Below are 19,090 nucleotides of genomic sequence, written 5' to 3' on the forward strand. Positions count from 1 at the left end.
CGAGCTTTTCTATGCGTGTCATTGAGATTAAAGAGTTTGGTGCACCAGAGATGTTGGTGTCCACCACTCGTCCAGACCCAGCGGTTCCGACTGCTGGTTCTGGCGAGATATTGATTCGTGTATTGGCAGCCGGCATTAATCGCCCTGATGTTTTGCAACGTAAGGGCTTTTATCCTGTGCCTGCAGGCGCATCTGATATTCCTGGACTTGAAGTCGCTGGTGAAATTATTGGTGGCGACTTGTCGCATGCTGATAATGCCTTTGGTCTCAAGCTTGGCGATAAGGTTTGCGCTTTGGTGCAAGGTGGTGGGTATGCTGATTTGTGTACAGCCCCGATTGCGCAGTGCTTGCCATATCCAAAAGGATTTACCGATCAAGAAGCTGCCGCATTACCTGAGACATTTTTCACTGTATGGAGCAATGTCTTCATGCGCGGTGAGTTGTCTGAAGGCGAAACCTTATTAGTACAGGGCGGATCAAGTGGTATTGGTGTAACAGCCATTCTGATTGCTAAAGCCATGGGTCATAAGGTATTTGTGACTGCTGGTACAGACGAAAAATGCGCTGCTTGTGTAAAGCTGGGCGCTGACTTAGCGATCAATTACAAGACTCAAGATTTTGTTGAAGAAATCAAAAAAGCCACTGACGGTAAGGGCGTTAATGTCATCCTCGATATGGTGACTGGCGCTTACGTGCAACGTGAGATTGATTGTTTAGCTGATGATGGCCGTATTGTGATTATTGCAATCCAAGGCGGATCTAAAGCAGAAGTGAGTACCAATCAAATTTTGCGTCGTCGTTTAACGATTACCGGTTCAACCTTACGTCCACGCCCTGTGTCGTTTAAGAAGCAAATTGCTCAGCAATTACACGCACATATTTGGCCCTTGCTCGATGCAGGTAAGTTAAAGCCTGTGATTTATGAAACCTTCCCAATGGATCAAGCTTCTGCTGCTCATGCTTTGATGGAATCATCAGAACATGTCGGTAAGATTGTTTTGACTGTTTAAGAGATAGATCAAAAAGTCATGCGTCCACTTATCGTCATTGGCAATTGGAAAATGAACGGCAGTCTGGCCAGTAATGAGAGCTGGATCAAAGCGGTTTGCAAGGGTATGGAGCAAGGGATGCCTGCAGGTCGTAAATTTGCTGTTTGTCCCCCAGCGCCTTATTTAGCTCAATGCGATGCCTTAATTGATCAATGCTCTTTAGCATTTCTGACTTTGGGTGCGCAAGATGTTTCAGCTCAGGTTTCTGGTGCTTACACGGGCGAGACTTCTGCCTCGATGCTTAAAGAAGTGGGTTGCACCTATGTGATCGTTGGTCACTCAGAGCGCCGTCATATGCACCATGAAACAGATGGCTTGGTCGCAGAAAAGGCTTTGCAGGTTCTCGATCATGGGATGACTCCGGTGATTTGTGTTGGCGAGTCTGCTGATGAGCGAAATTCCGGTAGGGCGGTTGAAGTAGTACGCGGTCAAATTGCTAAGCAGGTTGCTGTTTTGCAAGACCGTTTAGCAGATTGCCTGATTGCTTATGAACCCGTTTGGGCGATTGGCACTGGCAAGGTAGCTAGCGCTCAACTTGCACAAGATATGCATCGCGCCATTCGCTTGCAGTTAGCGGAGTTTGATGAAGATGTGGCTTCCCATGTGGGAATTTTGTATGGCGGTAGCGTTAAGCCAGACAATGCCGTTGAATTGTTTGCAATGCCTGATATTGATGGTGGATTGATTGGGGGCGCTTCATTGAGTCCGCAGGATTTCTTGGCCATTTGTCAGGCATAAATATTTTTATTTGGAGATAAGTCATGGAATGGTTTAAGACTTTATTAATCGTATTGCAGGTTATTTCTGCTTTAGCGGTCATCTTGTTGGTATTGCTCCAGCAGGGTAAAGGTGCTGATATGGGCGCCGCTTTTGGTTCAGGTTCATCCGGTAGCTTATTTGGCGCCAGTGGCTCTGCCAATTTCTTGTCCCACACAACCGCCATCTTTGCGGCGGTCTTCTTTATTTGCACCTTGGGTATTACTTGGCTTGGCAATAAGAAGGAAGTAAATCCTGGCGTTTTGTCCGGAACAGTTGCGCCTGCAGCTGCACCAGTGGCAGCTCCAGTGGCTCCTACACAAGATCCAACAAAACCTGCAGTTCCTAAGTAAAAAAGTGGGTTTTTAGATATTCTTTGCCCCTATTTTTAGGGGGTTTTAGTTGTGCAATGCAGTAGAATTGACATGTTTTAAAAATGCCGACGTGGTGAAATTGGTAGACACGCCATCTTGAGGGGGTGGTGGCTTAGGCTGTGCGAGTTCGAGTCTCGCCGTCGGCACCAAAAAGATGTATTTAAAGTAGAAATTTGAGTGGTAATGAGTAGTAATTTGTTTTAGATCAATTTGTGAGCTGTAGGAATCATTGATAATTTGGTTTATTCATAAGGCGCTTCAGACAATTAACACAGGACTATTTTGAATCTCGCTAATTACTTTCCTGTTTTGCTTTTTATCCTCGTAGGTATTGGGGTTGGATTAGTCCCCATGTTCCTCGGAAAAATTTTGGCCCCTTCGCGGCCTGATGCTGAAAAACTCTCTCCGTATGAGTGCGGCTTTGAAGCTTTCGAAGATGCGCGCATGAAGTTCGACGTGCGCTATTACTTAATTGCCATTCTCTTCATCCTGTTTGACCTAGAAACTGCATTCCTATTTCCATGGGGTGTCGCTCTACGTGATATTGGTTGGTTTGGTTACGCCTCTATGGTGATTTTCCTTTTGGAATTCATTGTGGGATTTGTATATATCTGGAAAAAGGGCGCTCTCGACTGGGAGTGATAGATATGGCATTAGAAGGCGTTCTTAAAGAAGGATTTGTGACCACTACTGCGGACCAGTTAATTAACTGGACCCGTAATGGATCTTTATGGCCAATGACTTTTGGTCTGGCTTGCTGTGCTGTTGAGATGATGCATGCTGGCGCATCCCGTTACGACTTAGATCGTTTCGGAGTAGTGTTCCGCCCATCTCCACGTCAATCTGACTTAATGATTGTTGCTGGCACATTGACTAATAAGATGGCCCCAGCATTGCGTAAGGTCTATGACCAGATGCCTGAGCCACGTTGGGTTATCTCCATGGGCTCCTGCGCCAATGGCGGCGGTTATTACCATAACTCGTATTCAGTAGTGCGCGGTTGCGACCGCATTGTGCCAGTAGATATTTATGTTCCTGGCTGCCCTCCAACTGCAGAAGCGTTGATCTACGGCATTATTCAATTGCAATCGAAGATCGCTCGCACCAGTACCATTGCGCGGAAGGCTTGAGATGTCAGATCGCTTAAATCAACTTGCAGCAAACCTCGAGCGTGTTTTAGATAAACGCGTTCAGTCTATTGAGATTGCTTTAGGTGAAGTCACGGTTACGCTCAATGCTGATACTTATTACGAAGCTGCATTGCTCTTGCGTGATGACCCTGCTTTAGCGTTTGAACAACTCATTGACCTATGTGGCGTCGATTACCAAGGTTTCCGTGATGGCGCATGGACTGGTCAACGTTTCGCTGCGGTGTCCCATTTATTGTCGATTGCTCACAACTGGCGTTTGCGTGTGCGTGCGTTTGCACCTGATGATAGCTATCCCGTAGTTGCTTCTGTGACGCCTGTTTGGAATAGTGCCAATTGGTTTGAGCGCGAAGCCTTTGACCTCTATGGCATCTTGTTTGAAGGTCATGACGATTTACGTCGCATCCTGACTGACTATGGTTTTGTTGGTCATCCATTTAGAAAAGATTTCCCAATCTCTGGCAATGTCGAAATGATTTACGACCCAGAACTCAAGCGTGTTGTATACCAACCTGTGACCATTGAAGCGCGCGAAATTACGCCACGCGTCATTAGGGAAGAGCAGTACGGAGATCCGGTATAAGCCATGGCAGATATTAAGAACTACACCCTCAACTTTGGTCCTCAGCATCCTGCTGCCCATGGCGTATTACGCTTAGTGCTCGAGCTCGATGGTGAAGTGATTCAGCGTGCTGACCCACATATTGGTTTATTGCATCGCGCGACAGAAAAATTAGCAGAGACTCGTACTTGGATTCAGAACGTTCCTTATATGGATCGCTTGGATTACGTCTCGATGATGTCCAATGAGCACGCTTATGTGTTAGCCATTGAAAAGTTATTGCAAGTTGATGTACCTTTGCGTGCGCAATACATTCGTGTGATGTTTGATGAGTTGACACGTTTGCTCAATCACCTTTTGTGGATTGGCTGTCACGGCCTTGACGTTGGGGCGATGGCAGTCTTCTTGTACGCCTTCCGTGATCGTGAAGATATTTTCGATATGTATGAAGCGGTATCTGGCGCACGTATGCACGCTGCTTACTATCGTCCAGGTGGTGTATATCGCGATTTGCCAGATCAAATGGCGCAGTACAGCAAGAATAAGATTCGCAGTGCATCCGCTATTAAGCGTTTGAATGAAAACCGCAGCGGTACATTGCTCGATTTCATTGAAGAATTCTCAAGTCGCTTTGACGGTAATGTGGATGAATACTGCAATCTCTTAACAGATAACCGTATATGGAAGCAGCGCTTAGTTGGTATTGGTGTTGTCACTCCTGAGCGTGCTTTACAGCTTGGTTTCACTGGCCCGATGTTGCGTGGCTCTGGTATCGAGTGGGACTTGCGCAGAAAACAACCATATGAAACTTACGACAAACTTGAGTTTGATATTCCAGTCGGTGTAAACGGTGACTCATATGATCGCTACTTGATTCGTATGGAAGAGATGTATCAATCCAATCACATCATCAAACAGTGTATTGCTTGGTTAAAAGCTAACCCAGGCCCTGTCATGAGCGATAACCATAAAGTAGCCCCGCCGAAGCGCGTGGATATGAAGACCAATATGGAAGAGTTGATTCATCACTTCAAACTCTTTACTGAAGGCATGCACGTCCCAGATGGTGAGGCTTACTCAGCAGTTGAGCATCCAAAAGGTGAGTTTGGTATTTACCTGATTTCTGATGGCGCTAATAAGCCATACCGCATGAAGATTCGTGCTCCAGGATTTGTGCATCTCTCCGCAATGGATGAGATGTCACGCGGCCACATGTTGGCTGATGCTGTAACCATTATTGGTACCCAAGATATCGTATTCGGGGAGATTGACCGCTAATAGCGCGCCAAGGATTATTTAATGACAACAACTCTTCAACTTTCCGATAAAACGCTCGCAGACATTGCGCGCAATGTCGCGAAATATCCCCCAGAGCAAAAGCAATCTGCAGTGATGGCCGCTCTGATCGCTGCGCAATCTGAAATTGGTTGGGTTTCTCCAGAAGTCATCGAAGCTGTTGCTAGCATCTTAGGTATGCCAGCGATTGCCGTTGATGAAGTGGCAACCTTCTACAACATGTACAACACCAAGCCTATTGGTAAGTACAAGTTGGTGATCTGTACAAACTTGCCATGCCAGTTAACGCATGGTGAAACAGCTGCAACTTATCTTAAAGAAACACTCGGTATTGGTTTTAATGAAACCACTCCCTGCGGTACTTTTACCTTAAAAGAGGGAGAGTGCATGGGTGCCTGCGGTGATTCACCGGTGATGTTGGTGAATGACAAGCGCATGTGTAGCTTTATGAGCAAAGAAAAGATTGATGCACTCTTAAATGAGTGCCGTGCAGAAGGGAAAGCATCATGACCAGCTTGCACGATCGTCATATCAAACCTTTAATCCTTGCTGGATTGAATGGCGATAACTGGCGTTTAAAAGATTACGAAAGCCGCGGTGGCTATCAACAGCTGCGCCGCATCATCAATGACAAAGTTGCTCCCGATGCCATCATCGCCGAGTTAAAGGCTTCTTCATTGCGCGGCCGTGGAGGCGCGGGCTTCCCAACGGGATTGAAGTGGAGCTTTATGCCCCGTCAATTTCCAGGCGATAAATATCTAGTCTGTAATAGCGATGAAGGTGAGCCGGGTACTTTTAAAGACCGCGACATCATGCGTTACAACCCGCATGCATTGATCGAAGGCATGATCATTGGTGCGTACACCATGGGTATTGGCACTGGCTACAACTACATCCATGGCGAAATCTGGGAAACCTATGCTCGTTTCGAAGAGGCTTTAGAAGAGGCTCGCGCCGCTGGTTATTTAGGTAACAAAATTCTGGGTAGTGATTTCAATTTCCAACTGCATGCATCTCCTGGTTGGGGTGCATACATCTGCGGTGAAGAAACTGCTTTATTGGAGTCGCTTGAAGGTAAGAAAGGTCAGCCACGCTTTAAGCCACCTTTCCCAGCAAGCTTTGGTTTGTATGGCAAGCCAACGACGATTAACAACACTGAAACATTTGCAGCCGTGCCATTCATCATGGCCATTGGTGGGCAAGCGTATTTAGAGCTTGGTAAACCCAATAACGGTGGCACGAAGATTTTCTCGGTATCTGGCGACGTTATGTATCCAGGTAACTATGAGATTCCATTGGGCACACCCTTTGCCGAGCTTTTGAAGTTGGCTGGCGGTATGCGTGATGGGAAAGCGATTAAAGCGGTGATTCCTGGTGGATCTTCTGCGCCAGTAGTTCCTGGTGCGCAGATGATGGATCTGACTATGGATTACGACAGCATTGCTAAAGCAGGCTCGATGTTGGGTTCTGGTGCGGTAATCGTGATGAACGACACCCGTTGCATGGTGCGCGCCTTAGAGCGTTTGTCTTATTTCTATCACGAAGAGTCATGCGGTCAGTGCACCCCATGTCGTGAAGGTACGGGTTGGTTGTGGCGCATTGTTCACCGTATTGAGCATGGCCAAGGCCGTCCGGAAGACTTGGATTTACTCAACGATGTAGCGGCAAATATTCAGGGTCGTACGATTTGCGCCTTGGGTGACGCAGCTGCTATGCCAGTTCGTGGCATGTTGAAGCATTACATGGATGAGTTTGCGTATCACGTAGAACATAAGCGCTGCTTAGATTCTGCGCAACCTTTATAAAAGATATTGAGCACGGGACTTCATAAAGTGAGCATGGTAGAAATCGAATTAGATGGCAAGATAGTAGATGTTCCGCAAGGTTCTACGGTGATGCACGCCGCGGCTAAGCTCGGCAGCTACATCCCTCACTTCTGCTATCACAAGAAATTGTCTATTGCTGCTAACTGCCGCATGTGCTTGGTTGAAGTAGAGAAAGCTCCAAAACCATTGCCTGCTTGTGCAACACCAGTAACGCAAGGCATGAAAGTCTTTACGCATTCCGCTAAAGCGGTAGAAGCGCAGCGCTCTGTGATGGAGTTCTTGCTCATTAACCACCCATTGGATTGCCCAATTTGCGATCAAGGTGGTGAGTGCCAATTGCAAGACTTAGCTGTGGGATACGGTAAATCTGAATCTCGCTACGACGAAGAGAAGCGCGTTGTCTTTCATAAGAATGTTGGACCGCTCATCTCGATGCAAGAGATGTCACGTTGTATTCATTGCACCCGTTGTGTACGTTTTGGTCAAGAAGTGGCCGGCGTGATGGAATTGGGTATGGTCAATCGTGGTGAGCATTCAGAAATCACCACCTTCCTTGGCCAAACGATTGATTCAGAGTTATCTGGAAACATGATTGATATATGCCCAGTAGGCGCATTGACCAGCAAGCCATTCCGCTATGCAGCCCGTACTTGGGAGTTGGGCCGTAAGCGCTCAGTCAGCCCACACGATAGTTTGGGTAGCAACACTACCATTCAAACCAAAGCAAACAAAGTGATGCGTGTCGTTGCTTTAGAAAACGAAGCCATCAATGAGTGCTGGATTAGCGATCGTGATCGTTTTGCGTATGAAGGTTTAAATAGTGCAGATCGTGTCACAACGCCAATGGTGAAACAGGGCGGTCAGTGGTTAGAAACAGATTGGGAATCTGCCATGGATTATGTGGCACATTCACTCAAAACGATTTCTGCTGAGAGCGGTCCTGAAGCAGTAGCTGCTTTAGCGCATCCAATCTCCAGCACTGAAGAGCTATACCTTCTCCAGAAATTAATTCGTGGCTTGGGTTCAAACCAAGTTGAAGCCCGTTTACGCCAAACTGATGTGAAGGGTGCAGCCGCGGCTCCATGGCTCGGCATGACAGTGGCTAAATTAAGCGAGCTTGATCGCGCCTTGGTCATTGGTAGCTTCTTACGCAAAGATCAGCCAGTGATCGCAGCCCGTTTACGCACAGCGACTAAGCGTGGTTTAGTGGTGCACCGTATCGATGCTGGCGGCGACGATTGGTTAATCCCAACTGCTGCAAGTATTTCTGCCACACCAAGCGCTTGGTTAAATGCTTTGAGCGAAGTCGCTCTAGCAGTTGCTAAAGCCAAATCGGTTGCAGCTCCAGCGGGCACTTTTAATTTGCCGATTTCTGCAGCAGCTCAATCAGTTGCAGATAGCTTGATTTCTGGTGCGACAACAGCGGTATTACTAGGTTCTGCTGCGATTGCCCATCCTCATGCAACAGACTTACATGTATTAGCGCAGTTCATTGCTGAGCAAACTGGTGCTACCTTAGGCTTCTTGCCGGTAGGTGGTAATGCAGTCGGCGCTGGCTTGGTCGGTGCAAACGGTGCTGGCGTGGATTCAGTTCTATCTGGCGAGCGTCGTGCAGTCATCTTGATGAATCTTGAGCCTGACTCTGATTTACCTAACCCACAACAGGCCAGAGTAGCTTTAGCTAAAGCAAACACTGTAATCGCATTCAGCGCTTATAAGAGCGCTGATATCCTGGAAGTGGCCGATGTGATTCTGCCAATTACTGCTTTCACTGAAACAGTTTCTACATTTGTGAATGCTGAAGGCAGAATCCAAACGATTCAGCCTGCAGTCAAGCCTTTGGGTGACTCTCGTCCAGCATGGAAAGTATTGCGTGTGCTTGGCGGCCTACTGAATTTAGACGGCTTCCTCTACAACATGCCTGAAGAAGTATTGGGCGATGCGCTGGGTGATAACTACTGCACCAAGTTGAGTAACCAAGCAACTGTTAATGCTTTGGCAAACGGTAATTTGGCGCCATTAAATGGCTTAGAGCGCTTGGCAGATGTGAATATCTATGCAGGCGATCAAATTGTTCGTCGCTCATCAGCATTGCACTTAACGCGTGATGCTAAACGGGGCAATCAAGTTGGCTTAGGTCAAAAACTCTTTACTGAATTGGGATTAAAAGAGGGTGATGCTGTGCGCGTAACTCAAGGATCTCAATCAGTGGATTTACCAGCAACATTGGAAGCAAGTTTGGCTGCTGGTTCGGTACGGATTTCTGCGGGCACTACAGCTAGTGCGAAATTAGGATCGATGTTTGGTCCTGTAACTGTCAGCAAGGCATAAGGGACGAGATGGATAATTTCTTGAACCTCGTTACAACCCAAGGCGAAGCCATTTTTGGCTCCCTGTGGCCCCTCGTTTGGGCTTTAGTCAGAATCGTCATCATCGTATTACCGATGTTTGGCTGCGTTGCCTACCTCACACTGTGGGAACGTAAGCTGATTGGCTGGATGCACATTCGTCTGGGACCAAACCGCGTAGGTCCTTTAGGTTTGCTGCAGCCAATCGCTGATGCATTAAAACTGTTGCTCAAAGAGGTCATCACGCCTGCGCAAGCAAGCAAAGTGCTTTATTTCATTGCTCCAGTCATGGTGATCATGCCTGCGTTTGCAGCCTGGGCTGTTATTCCTTTCCAAGCCAAGATGGTTTTGGCTGATGTCAATGCCGGCCTCTTGTATGTCATGGCGATTTCTTCGGTTGGTGTCTACGGCGTGATTTTGGCGGGTTGGTCATCTAACTCTAAATATCCATTCCTTGGTGCAATGCGTGCCTCATCACAAATGATCTCTTATGAGATTGCGATGGGCTTTGCTCTAGTGACGGTATTGCTCACATCAGGCTCTTTGAACCTCAGCACTGTTGTGGCTTCGCAAGAGCAGGGTTATTTCGCTAGCATGGGCTTGAACTTCCTCTCTTGGAACTGGTTGCCATTGCTGCCAATGTTCTTGATTTACTTTATCTCTGGTGTAGCTGAAACCAACCGTCATCCATTTGACGTGGTGGAGGGTGAGTCTGAGATTGTTGCTGGCCACATGGTTGAGTATTCTGGAATGGCTTTTGCGATGTTCTTCTTGGCTGAATACGCCAACATGATCTTGATCGCAGCATTATCAGCAACGATGTTCTTAGGTGGCTGGTTGCCGATTGTTGATTTACCAATCTTGCGTGATATTCCAGGCTTCTTCTGGTTGTTCGGCAAGACATTCTTCCTCTTGTCTTGTGTGATCTGGTTGCGTGCCACATTGCCACGCTATCGCTATGACCAAATCATGCGCTTGGGTTGGAAGATCTTTATTCCCATCTCTGTATTTTGGGTGGTTGTCGTCGGCGCGTGGGTGGTATCCCCATGGAATATCTGGAAATAAGTTGATCAATCATGTTTAAGAAAATTTCCCAATTCCTCAATAGCTTGATGCTCAAAGAGATCTTGATCGGTATGTCTATTACCGGTCGTTACCTCTTTAAGCCAAAAATCACGATTCAATATCCAGAAGAGAAGACTCCTCTGTCACCACGCTTTCGCGGCTTGCATGCCTTGCGCCGTTACGAGAGCGGGGAAGAGCGCTGCATTGGCTGCAAACTCTGTGAAGCAGTATGTCCTGCATACGCCATCACGATTGAGACTGATGAGCGTGATGATGGTACTCGCCGTACCACTCGCTATGACATCGATTTAACCAAGTGCATTTTCTGTGGTTTCTGTGAAGAAGCTTGCCCAGTAGATGCGATTGTTGAGACCAATATCTTTGAATACTTTGGTGATAAGCGTGGCGATTTGTATTTCACAAAAGAAATGCTCTTGGCTGTGGGTGATCGCTATGAAACAGATATTGCCGCCAACCGCGCTGCTGATGCGCCTTATCGTTAATCGAATAGAGCAAACATTCATATGACATTCGATACCTCCTTCCTCTTCCCAGTCTTCTTTTATGCCTTTGCCGGTTTGCTGGTGATTTCTGCTGTGCGTGTGGTGACAGCGCGTAACCCAATTCATGCGGCCTTGTTCTTGGTTCTGGCTTTCTTCTGTGCTTCTGGCTTATGGATGCTGCTCAAGGCTGAGTTCTTGAGTTTGGCCCTGATTCTGGTTTATGTAGGCGCAGTGATGGTGCTCTTCTTGTTTGTGGTCATGATGCTTGACCTCGATATTGAGCATTTACGCAGAGACTTCAAAAAATTCCTACCTATCGCTTTCTTGATGGGCGTAGTGATTGTTCTTGAGCTATCGATTGTCTTGATTCGTAGTTTTATTGGCACAACAGCACCAGTGCAACCCATGCTGGAAGAGCTTGGTAATAGTAATACCCATGCTTTGGGTATGTTGATCTTTGTTGATTATGTCTATGCCTTTGAGGTTGCTGGTGTGATCCTCTTGGTAGCAATCATTGCTGCAGTTGCCTTGACGCTGCGCAATCGCAAAGATGCTAAGTCACAAGACATCTCCTATCAGGTCAATGTGGTTGCTGCTGACCGCATGCGGATGGTGAAGATGGATAGCGATATGGCTGCAAAGCAAGATGCTAGAGGGGAGAAGAAATGAACATTACCCTGGCTCACTACTTAGTGCTTGGTGCAATTTTGTTTGCGACTAGCGTGATTGGTATTTTCTTAAACCGTAAGAACGTCATCGTGCTCTTAATGTGCATCGAGTTAATGCTTCTCTCGGTGAACATGAACTTCGTTGCCTTCTCCCATTACTTGGGCGATATGGCTGGTCAAGTATTCGTATTCTTTATTTTGACTGTGGCTGCTGCGGAAGCGGCGATTGGTTTGGCAATCTTGGTAGTGCTCTTCCGTAAGGTTGACACCATCAATGCTGAAGACCTTGACCACTTAAAAGGCTAGTAATGCAATTGACCTTAACTCTTCCTGTCCTCTGTGCCATTCCACTGGCGCCATTGCTTGGCTCTGCGATTGCCGGCCTTCTAGGTACTAAGCTTGGTGGTAACCGAATCGGGCATGGCGCATGCCAGTTTGTGACCATTCTGGGTGTGATGATCGCCTTTGTTTTGTCTTGCAACGTACTCGTGCAGGTCATGGATGGTTTCTACTTCAACGGTACCGTGTATCGCTGGATGCAGTTGGGTGAGCTCAATCTGGATATTGGTTTCCTGATCGATCCACTCACAGCCACGATGATGTGTGTTGTGACCTTTGTATCTTTGATGGTTCATATCTACACCATTGGTTACATGAAGGGTGAAGAGGGTTACAACCGTTTCTTCTCCTATATCTCCTTATTTACCTTCGCCATGTTGATGTTGGTGATGAGTAATAACCTCTTGCAACTCTTCTTCGGATGGGAAGCGGTAGGCGTTGTGTCTTACCTGTTGATTGGTTTCTATTTTGAACGCCAGTCAGCTGTATTTGCCAACATGAAGGCCTTCTTGGTGAACCGCGTAGGTGACTTTGGTTTCATCTTAGGCATTGGCTTGTTATTGGCTAGCACCGGTTCGATGAACTATGACGCGATCTTTGCGCAGAACACTGCCTTGGCAGCCCAAGTATTGCCGGGCACTAGCTGGAGCTTATTGACCGTTGCCTGTATCTGCCTCTTCATCGGCGCGATGGGTAAATCAGCTCAGTTTCCATTGCACGTCTGGTTGCCAGATTCCATGGAAGGCCCAACCCCAATTTCTGCATTGATTCACGCTGCAACCATGGTTACCGCCGGCATCTTCATGGTAGCTCGCATGTCACCTCTCTTTGAGTTGTCTGACACTGCTTTGAGTTTCATTGTCATCATTGGCTCCATTACAGCCCTCTTTATGGGTTTCCTCGGTATTGTGCAAAACGATATCAAGCGCGTGGTTGCGTATTCAACCTTGTCTCAATTGGGTTACATGACTGTGGCGCTAGGTGTATCAGCTTATCCAGTCGCCATCTTCCATTTGATGACGCACGCATTCTTCAAAGCACTCCTGTTCCTTGCTGCTGGTAGCGTCATTTTAGGAATGCACCATGAGCAAGATATGCGCAAGATGGGTGGCCTGTGGAAATACATGCCAATTACCTGCTTGATGATGTTGCTCGGCAACCTTGCATTGATCGGCACGCCATTCTTCTCTGGCTTTTACTCCAAAGATTCGATTATTGAAGCGGTAGCTGCAAGCCATATCGCGGGATCTGGATTTGCTTACTTCGCAGTCATGGCGAGCGTCTTTGTAACAGCTTTGTATTCATTCCGCCTGTACTTCTATGTATTCCATGGCAAAGCCCGCTGGGGACATGATTCTCATGCGCACGATCATCACCATGACCACGCAGAGCAGGGCGATGACCACGCACACCATGGTCTAGCTCCAGGTCAAAAGCCACACGAATCTCCATTAGTAGTGACCTTGCCATTGATTCTCCTGGCAATTCCATCGGTGATTATTGGCTTCTACACGATTGAGCCAATGTTATTTGGTCAGTTCTTCGGCGATTCCATATTTGTCGATATCAGCAAACACCCAGCGATGGTTGAGCTTGCAGAAGAATTCCATGGCCCAATCGCGATGGCCATTCATGCATTTACTTCACCAGTCTTGCTATTGGTTGCACTCGGTGTGTTGACTGCTGCCATCGGTTACCTCTGGATGCCGAAGTTGCCTGCTAAGTTTGCAGAAACATTTGCACCCATCAAGAAGTTGTTGGACAACAAATACTATCTCGATGATTTGAACCAAGCCGTATTTGCTAAGGGCTTGCTTTGGATCGGTGGTGTCTTGTGGCATCGCGGTGACCAGAAGGTTATCGATGGTTTCTTAGTTAACGGCAGTGCGCATGTCGTTGGGCGTTTTGCTGGTGTGATTCGCCATTTGCAATCCGGTTATCTCTATCACTATGCTTTCGCGATGATTGCGGGCTTGGCGGTATTGTTAGCTTGGGTTTTGTACGCTTACCTGCCTTTTGTTCGCTAGGCCTTTGTTACTTAAGTAGCCACTATGATTCTTTCATTCGCCATCTGGATCCCGATTTTCTTCGGACTCATCATTTTGTTTTATGGGTCAGAGAAGCCGACTGCCGGTGTTCGCTGGTTAGCGCTGGTCGGCTCTGTGATTGGCTTTATCGCAACCTTGCCTTTGATCATTCAGTTTGATATTGCCAACCCTGGCATGCAGTTCGTCGAGAAGATTAGCTGGATTCCGCGTTATGACATCAACTACCACTTGGGTATTGATGGCATTTCTGTTTGGTTCATTGTGCTGACGGCATTTATCAACATTTTTGTGGTGATTGCTTCTTGGCAATCGATTACTACTAAAGTTTCCCAATACATGGCTTCATTCATGATCCTTTCGGGTCTGATGATTGGTGTATTTGCGGCATTAGATGCATTGCTGTTCTACGTATTTTTCGAAGCCACCTTGATCCCGATGTACATCATCATCGGTGTGTGGGGCGGTCATAACCGTATCTATGCGGCATTTAAGTTCTTCTTGTACACCTTGCTTGGCTCCTTGCTAACTTTGGTTGCCATGCTGTACCTGTACAACGTAACCAATACCTTTGATATTGCAGCTTGGCAAAATGCCCGCCTCGATATCGTTGAGCAGATTTTGTTGTTCTTTGCCTTCTTCATGGCGTTTGCTGTGAAGGTGCCAATGTGGCCATTGCATACTTGGTTGCCTGACGTTCACGTTGAGGCGCCAACCGGCGGCTCAGTAGTCTTGGCAGCGATTATGTTGAAACTCGGTGCTTATGGCTTCTTGCGGTTTTCATTACCCATTGCGCCAGATGCGAGCCAATACCTCGGCCCATTTGTAATCTTCTTATCTCTTGTAGCTGTGATCTATGTTGGCGCTGTTGCCCTCGTTCAGAAGGATATGAAAAAACTCGTGGCTTACTCATCAGTGGCGCACATGGGTTTTGTAACTCTTGGCTTCTTTATGTTTAGTCCGCTTGGCATTGAGGGCGGTATTGTGCAAATGATTTCACACGGCTTTGTGGCTGGTGCCATGTTCCTCTGTATCGGCGTGCTTTATGACCGTATGCATACCCGTCAAATTGCCGATTTCGGTGGCGTAGTGCATCGCATGCCTGCCTTCACAGCATTTGCCGTATTGATGGCGATGGCCAACTGTGGTTTACCAGCGACTTCCGGTTTCGTAGGTGAGTTTATGGTGATTTTGGCGGCAGTTGACTATGATTTCGTGATCGGTATCTTGGCTGCTACCGCATTGATTCTTGGTGCCGCTTATTCCTTGTGGATGGTCAAGCGCGTGTTCTTTGGCACAGTCAATAACAAGCATGTTGAGGAGCTGCAAGACCTCAACGGTCGCGAGTATTTCATGATGGCTGTATTGACGATTTGCGTGATTGGTATGGGTGTGTATCCAAAACCATTCACTGACATTATTCATCCAGCTGTAATTAATCTGCTACAGCACGTTGCTGTCAGCAAACTCTGAGTAAAAGCAAATGCAAGCATTCGACCTATACGCCATCCTGCCGGAACTTGTTTTACTCGTAGCCGCCTGCCTATTGTTGGTTGCTAGTGTTTATGTTCCAGAGAGACAGCCAGCGACTCCTGGAGTAGAGCAGGACATCTTCCACACGCCGCGTGGCGTTGGTTTTGTGTATTTCTTCTCGATCATCTTGTTGGCATACATGGTGATCGCATTTTTGGGTCGCATGGGTGATGTATCTCAAGTAGCCATGAATGGCTTATTTCAGTCTGATCCATTCTCCAATCTTCTGAAGGCCTGTTCTTGCGGCGCAGTATTGGTGAGCTTGATCTACTCTAAGCAGTATTTAAAAGACCACAACATGTTCCGCCCAGACTTTATTGTTCTGAGCTTGCTCGCCTTGTTAGGTCAATTGGTATTGATCTCTGGATCGAATCTTTTAACCTTGTATCTTGGTCTAGAGTTGATGGCTTTACCTACGTATGCTTTGGTAGCGATGCGCCGCACTAGTGAGAAGAGTGTTGAGGCAGCGATTAAGTACTTCATCTTAGGTGCGTTAGCTTCTGGTTTCTTGCTCTACGGCATGTCGATGCTTTACGGCGTCACTGGTTCTTTAGATCTGATTGAGATCTTCAAAACCGTTGCTGACCCACGCATTAACCATTTAGTCATGGCTTTTGGCCTCGTATTTATCGTGGCTGGCTTGGCCTTTAAGTTGGGCGTTGTCCCATTCCACATGTGGGTACCAGATGTTTATCAAGGTGCACCAACTGCGGTGACCTTGATGATTGCTGCTGCACCAAAGTTAGCGGCCTTTGCATTGTTATTCCGCTTGCTCGTAAACACACTCTTGCCGCTCTTAGGGGACTGGCAGCCGATGTTGGTTCTGCTCGCTGTTCTCTCATTGATTTTGGGTAACGTTACAGCGATTGCGCAAACCAACATTAAACGCATGCTGGCTTACTCTGCGATTGCGCAGATGGGCTTTGTGTTGTTAGGTATGCTCTCAGTATTTGATGATCATGCCTTTAGCGCATCCATGTTCTATGTCATTACTTATGTCATGACTACCTTGGGCAGCTTCGGTTTATTGATGATGCTTTCTCGCAAGGGTTATGACTGCGAAACCATAGAAGGCCTCAAAGGCTTAAATAAGAAACATCCTTGGTATGCCTTCATCGGCTTAGTATTGATGTTCTCCTTGGCTGGTATTCCGCCAACAGTGGGTTTTGCTGCGAAGTTAGGCGTACTCGAAGCTTTGGTGGATGCTGAACATACATTCTTAGCCATCATTGCTGTGATCACTTCATTGATTGGTGCTTTCTACTATTTGAGAATTGTTAAGGTCATGTACTTTGATGAGCCTGACCATGAATTGACAATCACCGGCTCTACCTTTGCTCGCGGCCTATTGGGTTTAAATGCGATCTTGGTTCTGGTCATCGGCATCTTCCCATCTGGTTTGATGACGATTTGTTTGGATGCGATGCGTCGTACCTTGCTAGGCGCGTAATACAAGACAGTTAAAGATTAGGGCAAGACCCAAACTAAAGGCTCCCAAGTGCATACTTCGGAGCCTTTATTATTTTGTGCTTTTGCACAAATGTCATCTGGGTTTTGTATGATGACCCCATACCCGTAATTGATATGAGCATAAATACACATGACTGAAAAATCCTTTCAAGATCTCCCTAGTGGTGATGCGCATCTGCGAGAAGAGCGTATCTCCGGCGAAGATATCTATGGTGGCATCTTTTTAAACATGAAGTGCGATAAGGTGAGCCTTCCCGATGGCGGAGAAGCTGTACGCGAGTATTTAACCCATCCGGGCGCTGTGGCGGTATTGGCGATTTTGGATGATGGCAGGGTGCTGTTAGAGCGTCAGTATCGCTATCCCATTGCTAAGGCCTGTATAGAAATACCAGCAGGTAAATTGGAGATTGGCGAAGATCCATTACTGTGCGCCAAAAGAGAGCTAGAAGAAGAGACTGGTTACACGGCAACAAAATGGAGCTATATTCGCCGCATTCATCCAGTGATCTCGTATTCAACAGAATTTATCGACATCTATTTGGCAGAGGGCTTGATGCCAGGCAAAAGTCATCTTGATGATGAAGAGTTTTTAGACGTCTTTGCAGCCCCTTTAGAGCAGTTGCTAGCTTGGGTAGAGGACGGTGAAATTACCGACGTTAAAACGACGATTTCGACTTACTGGCTGGATCGCCATCGCCGTGGCTTGGTGCAAGCAAAGCCGATTCCGGAGGCATCCAAATAAACCTATTAAAATCAAGGTATTGAATTTGCTGTTTTTGCCCCTATATAGGTCTTATGAAAGTTTATAACCTCTCTTGCCCCTTAGATCATCGCTTTGAAGGATGGTTTGCCTCTGAAGAGGATTGCCTTGCTCAGCAAGACAAGGGCATGCTCGCTTGCCCGGTTTGTGACAATACTGAAATCACGCGGATGCCTTCAGCGCCTCACATCGCCAAGTCAGGTACTGCGAAGGAATCTATCAAGCCATCCATCTCTACAGAATTGGCGGTGAGTAATGGGAACATCAATACTGGTAGCCTAAGTGGTGATGTTGTAGCGCTTACAGGCAGCGATCATGGTCAATTGGAGGCGCAGGTTCAGGCTGCCTTTTTAAAGGGCATGCGCGACCTTATGGGTCGGTCTGAAGATGTCGGCAATTCTTTTGCCGAGGAAGCTCGCAAGATTCATTACAAAGAATCTCCTGAGCGCAGTATTCGTGGTCAGACCACCATAGACGAGGCAGAGGCCCTGCGTGAAGAGGGCATTGAGGTTTTGGCTATGCCAATGTTGCCTGCCTTCAAAAATACCCTGCAGTAAGTCTATTCTTGTATCTGCCTAGGGTTAATCATCCTAGGATAGAATTCCTGTATGTATATGTACCTGCCTTTTCTGACAGCTTTTATCGGACTCGTTTTGGTCTGGTTTGATCGGCGTTTTGCAGGCTTAGCGCTCTTGGCGCTAACCACGCTCATTTTGGTTTACTGGTTTCATTTCCACGCTACCAATCACCTCAATATCAGCCTGTGAGCAAGCAATCCTTCCCTTCGCTTGCCGGACTCGGTAATCAACTCGCCTTATTGGCAGTGGTTGGCGTCCTATCCTACGCTTTTGTTGATCAACTCTACTTTGGTGAATTACCTTGCCCGCTGTGTTTAATGCAGCGCATGGGTTTTGTGATCATTGGTTTTGCGCTAGTTCTCAATATTCGTTTTGGTGCGCACTCAGCGCATTACGGTTGGGGCATCATGGGCGGCTTGGTCGGCATGATGGTGTCATTACGTCAAGTCCTCCTGCATGTATTGCCCGGTGATAAGGGGTACGGCGCAACATTCTTAGAGCTACATTTTTATACATGGGCTTTTGTTGGTTATGTCGGCCTATTGGCAGGCCTAGCCATTTTGTTAATGCTGCCCAATCGTGAGATTCGCTCACGCTCTTGGTTTGCCAATACCTTAGTCATCCTGTTCCTGCTATTGGTCTTGGGTAATCTAGTTTCGACTTTATTAGAGTGCGGCATTGGCCCCTGTGCTGATGATCCTGTCAAATACGATGGATGGATTTGGTTACGCACGCGTTTCGGATTTTAAGTTTGCCAACATTGCATTTAT

At 47.1% G+C, this 19,090-nt stretch carries 21 protein-coding genes and 1 tRNA gene; all 22 read left to right on the plus strand.

The features are described from left to right. Positions 1 to 11: 11 nt before the first annotated feature. A complete protein-coding gene (locus ICN49_RS07270) occupies positions 12 to 1,010 on the plus strand; it encodes an NAD(P)H-quinone oxidoreductase (RefSeq protein WP_216167092.1) in 999 nt (332 codons plus the stop codon). Between the two features lie 18 nt (positions 1,011 to 1,028). Further along, positions 1,029 to 1,787, plus strand: coding sequence for a triose-phosphate isomerase (tpiA, locus tag ICN49_RS07275; protein WP_216167094.1), 759 nt, complete (start codon positions 1,029 to 1,031; stop codon positions 1,785 to 1,787). 23 nt (positions 1,788 to 1,810) lie between these two features. Continuing rightward, on the plus strand, positions 1,811 to 2,158 hold the full coding sequence (gene secG / locus ICN49_RS07280) for a preprotein translocase subunit SecG (protein ID WP_216167095.1): 348 nt from the start codon (positions 1,811 to 1,813) through the stop codon (positions 2,156 to 2,158). Positions 2,159 to 2,243: 85 nt separating this feature from the next. Continuing rightward, positions 2,244 to 2,328, plus strand: a tRNA-Leu gene (locus tag ICN49_RS07285). A 133-nt stretch (positions 2,329 to 2,461) separates the two neighbouring features. Continuing rightward, the gene (locus ICN49_RS07290; protein ID WP_216167097.1) at positions 2,462 to 2,821 is read left to right on the plus strand and encodes an NADH-quinone oxidoreductase subunit A; all 360 of its coding nucleotides are present in this window, start codon (positions 2,462 to 2,464) and stop codon (positions 2,819 to 2,821) included. Positions 2,822 to 2,826: 5 nt separating this feature from the next. After that, entirely contained in the window at positions 2,827 to 3,309 is a 483-nt protein-coding gene (locus ICN49_RS07295; RefSeq protein WP_076024122.1) for a NuoB/complex I 20 kDa subunit family protein, read from the plus strand. 1 nt (position 3,310) lies between these two features. Beyond that, positions 3,311 to 3,910, plus strand: a complete 600-nt coding sequence (locus ICN49_RS07300; protein ID WP_216167099.1) for an NADH-quinone oxidoreductase subunit C — start codon at positions 3,311 to 3,313, stop codon at positions 3,908 to 3,910. Between the two features lie 3 nt (positions 3,911 to 3,913). Further along, positions 3,914 to 5,167 (plus strand): NADH-quinone oxidoreductase subunit D, encoded by a 1,254-nt coding sequence (locus ICN49_RS07305; protein WP_216167100.1) that lies wholly within the window; start codon positions 3,914 to 3,916, stop codon positions 5,165 to 5,167. Positions 5,168 to 5,188: 21 nt separating this feature from the next. Beyond that, complete coding sequence (gene nuoE / locus ICN49_RS07310) at positions 5,189 to 5,695, plus strand: NADH-quinone oxidoreductase subunit NuoE (protein WP_216167102.1); 507 nt, start codon at positions 5,189 to 5,191, stop codon at positions 5,693 to 5,695. Further along, positions 5,692 to 6,990: an NADH-quinone oxidoreductase subunit NuoF gene (nuoF, locus tag ICN49_RS07315; protein WP_216167104.1), complete on the plus strand. Its 1,299-nt coding sequence runs from the start codon at positions 5,692 to 5,694 to the stop codon at positions 6,988 to 6,990. Before nuoE ends, nuoF begins: the two co-directional genes overlap by 4 nt. A 33-nt stretch (positions 6,991 to 7,023) precedes the next feature. Further along, complete coding sequence (nuoG, locus tag ICN49_RS07320; RefSeq protein WP_216167106.1) at positions 7,024 to 9,342, plus strand: NADH-quinone oxidoreductase subunit NuoG; 2,319 nt, start codon at positions 7,024 to 7,026, stop codon at positions 9,340 to 9,342. 8 nt (positions 9,343 to 9,350) lie between these two features. Continuing rightward, the gene (gene nuoH / locus ICN49_RS07325; protein ID WP_216167107.1) at positions 9,351 to 10,424 is read left to right on the plus strand and encodes an NADH-quinone oxidoreductase subunit NuoH; all 1,074 of its coding nucleotides are present in this window, start codon (positions 9,351 to 9,353) and stop codon (positions 10,422 to 10,424) included. An 11-nt stretch (positions 10,425 to 10,435) separates the two neighbouring features. Continuing rightward, positions 10,436 to 10,927 carry an NADH-quinone oxidoreductase subunit NuoI gene (gene nuoI / locus ICN49_RS07330; RefSeq protein WP_216167109.1) on the plus strand — a complete coding sequence of 164 codons (492 nt, stop codon included), beginning with the start codon at positions 10,436 to 10,438 and terminating at the stop codon, positions 10,925 to 10,927. 21 nt (positions 10,928 to 10,948) lie between these two features. Further along, entirely contained in the window at positions 10,949 to 11,596 is a 648-nt protein-coding gene (locus ICN49_RS07335; RefSeq protein WP_216167111.1) for an NADH-quinone oxidoreductase subunit J, read from the plus strand. Then, the gene (gene nuoK, locus ICN49_RS07340) at positions 11,593 to 11,901 is read left to right on the plus strand and encodes an NADH-quinone oxidoreductase subunit NuoK (RefSeq protein ID WP_216167112.1); all 309 of its coding nucleotides are present in this window, start codon (positions 11,593 to 11,595) and stop codon (positions 11,899 to 11,901) included. Before ICN49_RS07335 ends, nuoK begins: the two co-directional genes overlap by 4 nt. A 2-nt stretch (positions 11,902 to 11,903) precedes the next feature. After that, positions 11,904 to 13,961, plus strand: a complete 2,058-nt coding sequence (gene nuoL / locus ICN49_RS07345) for an NADH-quinone oxidoreductase subunit L (RefSeq protein WP_216167114.1) — start codon at positions 11,904 to 11,906, stop codon at positions 13,959 to 13,961. A gap of 24 nt (positions 13,962 to 13,985) precedes the next feature. Further along, positions 13,986 to 15,452, plus strand: a complete 1,467-nt coding sequence (locus ICN49_RS07350; protein WP_216167115.1) for an NADH-quinone oxidoreductase subunit M — start codon at positions 13,986 to 13,988, stop codon at positions 15,450 to 15,452. A 10-nt stretch (positions 15,453 to 15,462) separates the two neighbouring features. Further along, positions 15,463 to 16,962, plus strand: coding sequence for an NADH-quinone oxidoreductase subunit NuoN (gene nuoN, locus ICN49_RS07355; protein ID WP_216167117.1), 1,500 nt, complete (start codon positions 15,463 to 15,465; stop codon positions 16,960 to 16,962). A gap of 150 nt (positions 16,963 to 17,112) precedes the next feature. Then, the gene (locus tag ICN49_RS07360) at positions 17,113 to 17,724 is read left to right on the plus strand and encodes an NUDIX domain-containing protein (RefSeq protein ID WP_216167119.1); all 612 of its coding nucleotides are present in this window, start codon (positions 17,113 to 17,115) and stop codon (positions 17,722 to 17,724) included. Between the two features lie 53 nt (positions 17,725 to 17,777). Continuing rightward, on the plus strand, positions 17,778 to 18,299 hold the full coding sequence (locus tag ICN49_RS07365) for a DUF1178 family protein (RefSeq protein ID WP_216167120.1): 522 nt from the start codon (positions 17,778 to 17,780) through the stop codon (positions 18,297 to 18,299). A gap of 51 nt (positions 18,300 to 18,350) precedes the next feature. Then, positions 18,351 to 18,509, plus strand: coding sequence for a DUF5993 family protein (locus ICN49_RS07370; RefSeq protein ID WP_216167122.1), 159 nt, complete (start codon positions 18,351 to 18,353; stop codon positions 18,507 to 18,509). Next, positions 18,506 to 19,069 carry a disulfide bond formation protein B gene (locus ICN49_RS07375; protein ID WP_216167124.1) on the plus strand — a complete coding sequence of 188 codons (564 nt, stop codon included), beginning with the start codon at positions 18,506 to 18,508 and terminating at the stop codon, positions 19,067 to 19,069. Before ICN49_RS07370 ends, ICN49_RS07375 begins: the two co-directional genes overlap by 4 nt. The last annotated feature ends 21 nt before the right edge of the window (positions 19,070 to 19,090 follow it).

Origin of the sequence: Polynucleobacter finlandensis (assembly GCF_018881755.1) — a bacterium.
In the GTDB taxonomy this organism is placed as follows: Bacteria; Pseudomonadota; Gammaproteobacteria; order Burkholderiales; family Burkholderiaceae; genus Polynucleobacter; species Polynucleobacter finlandensis.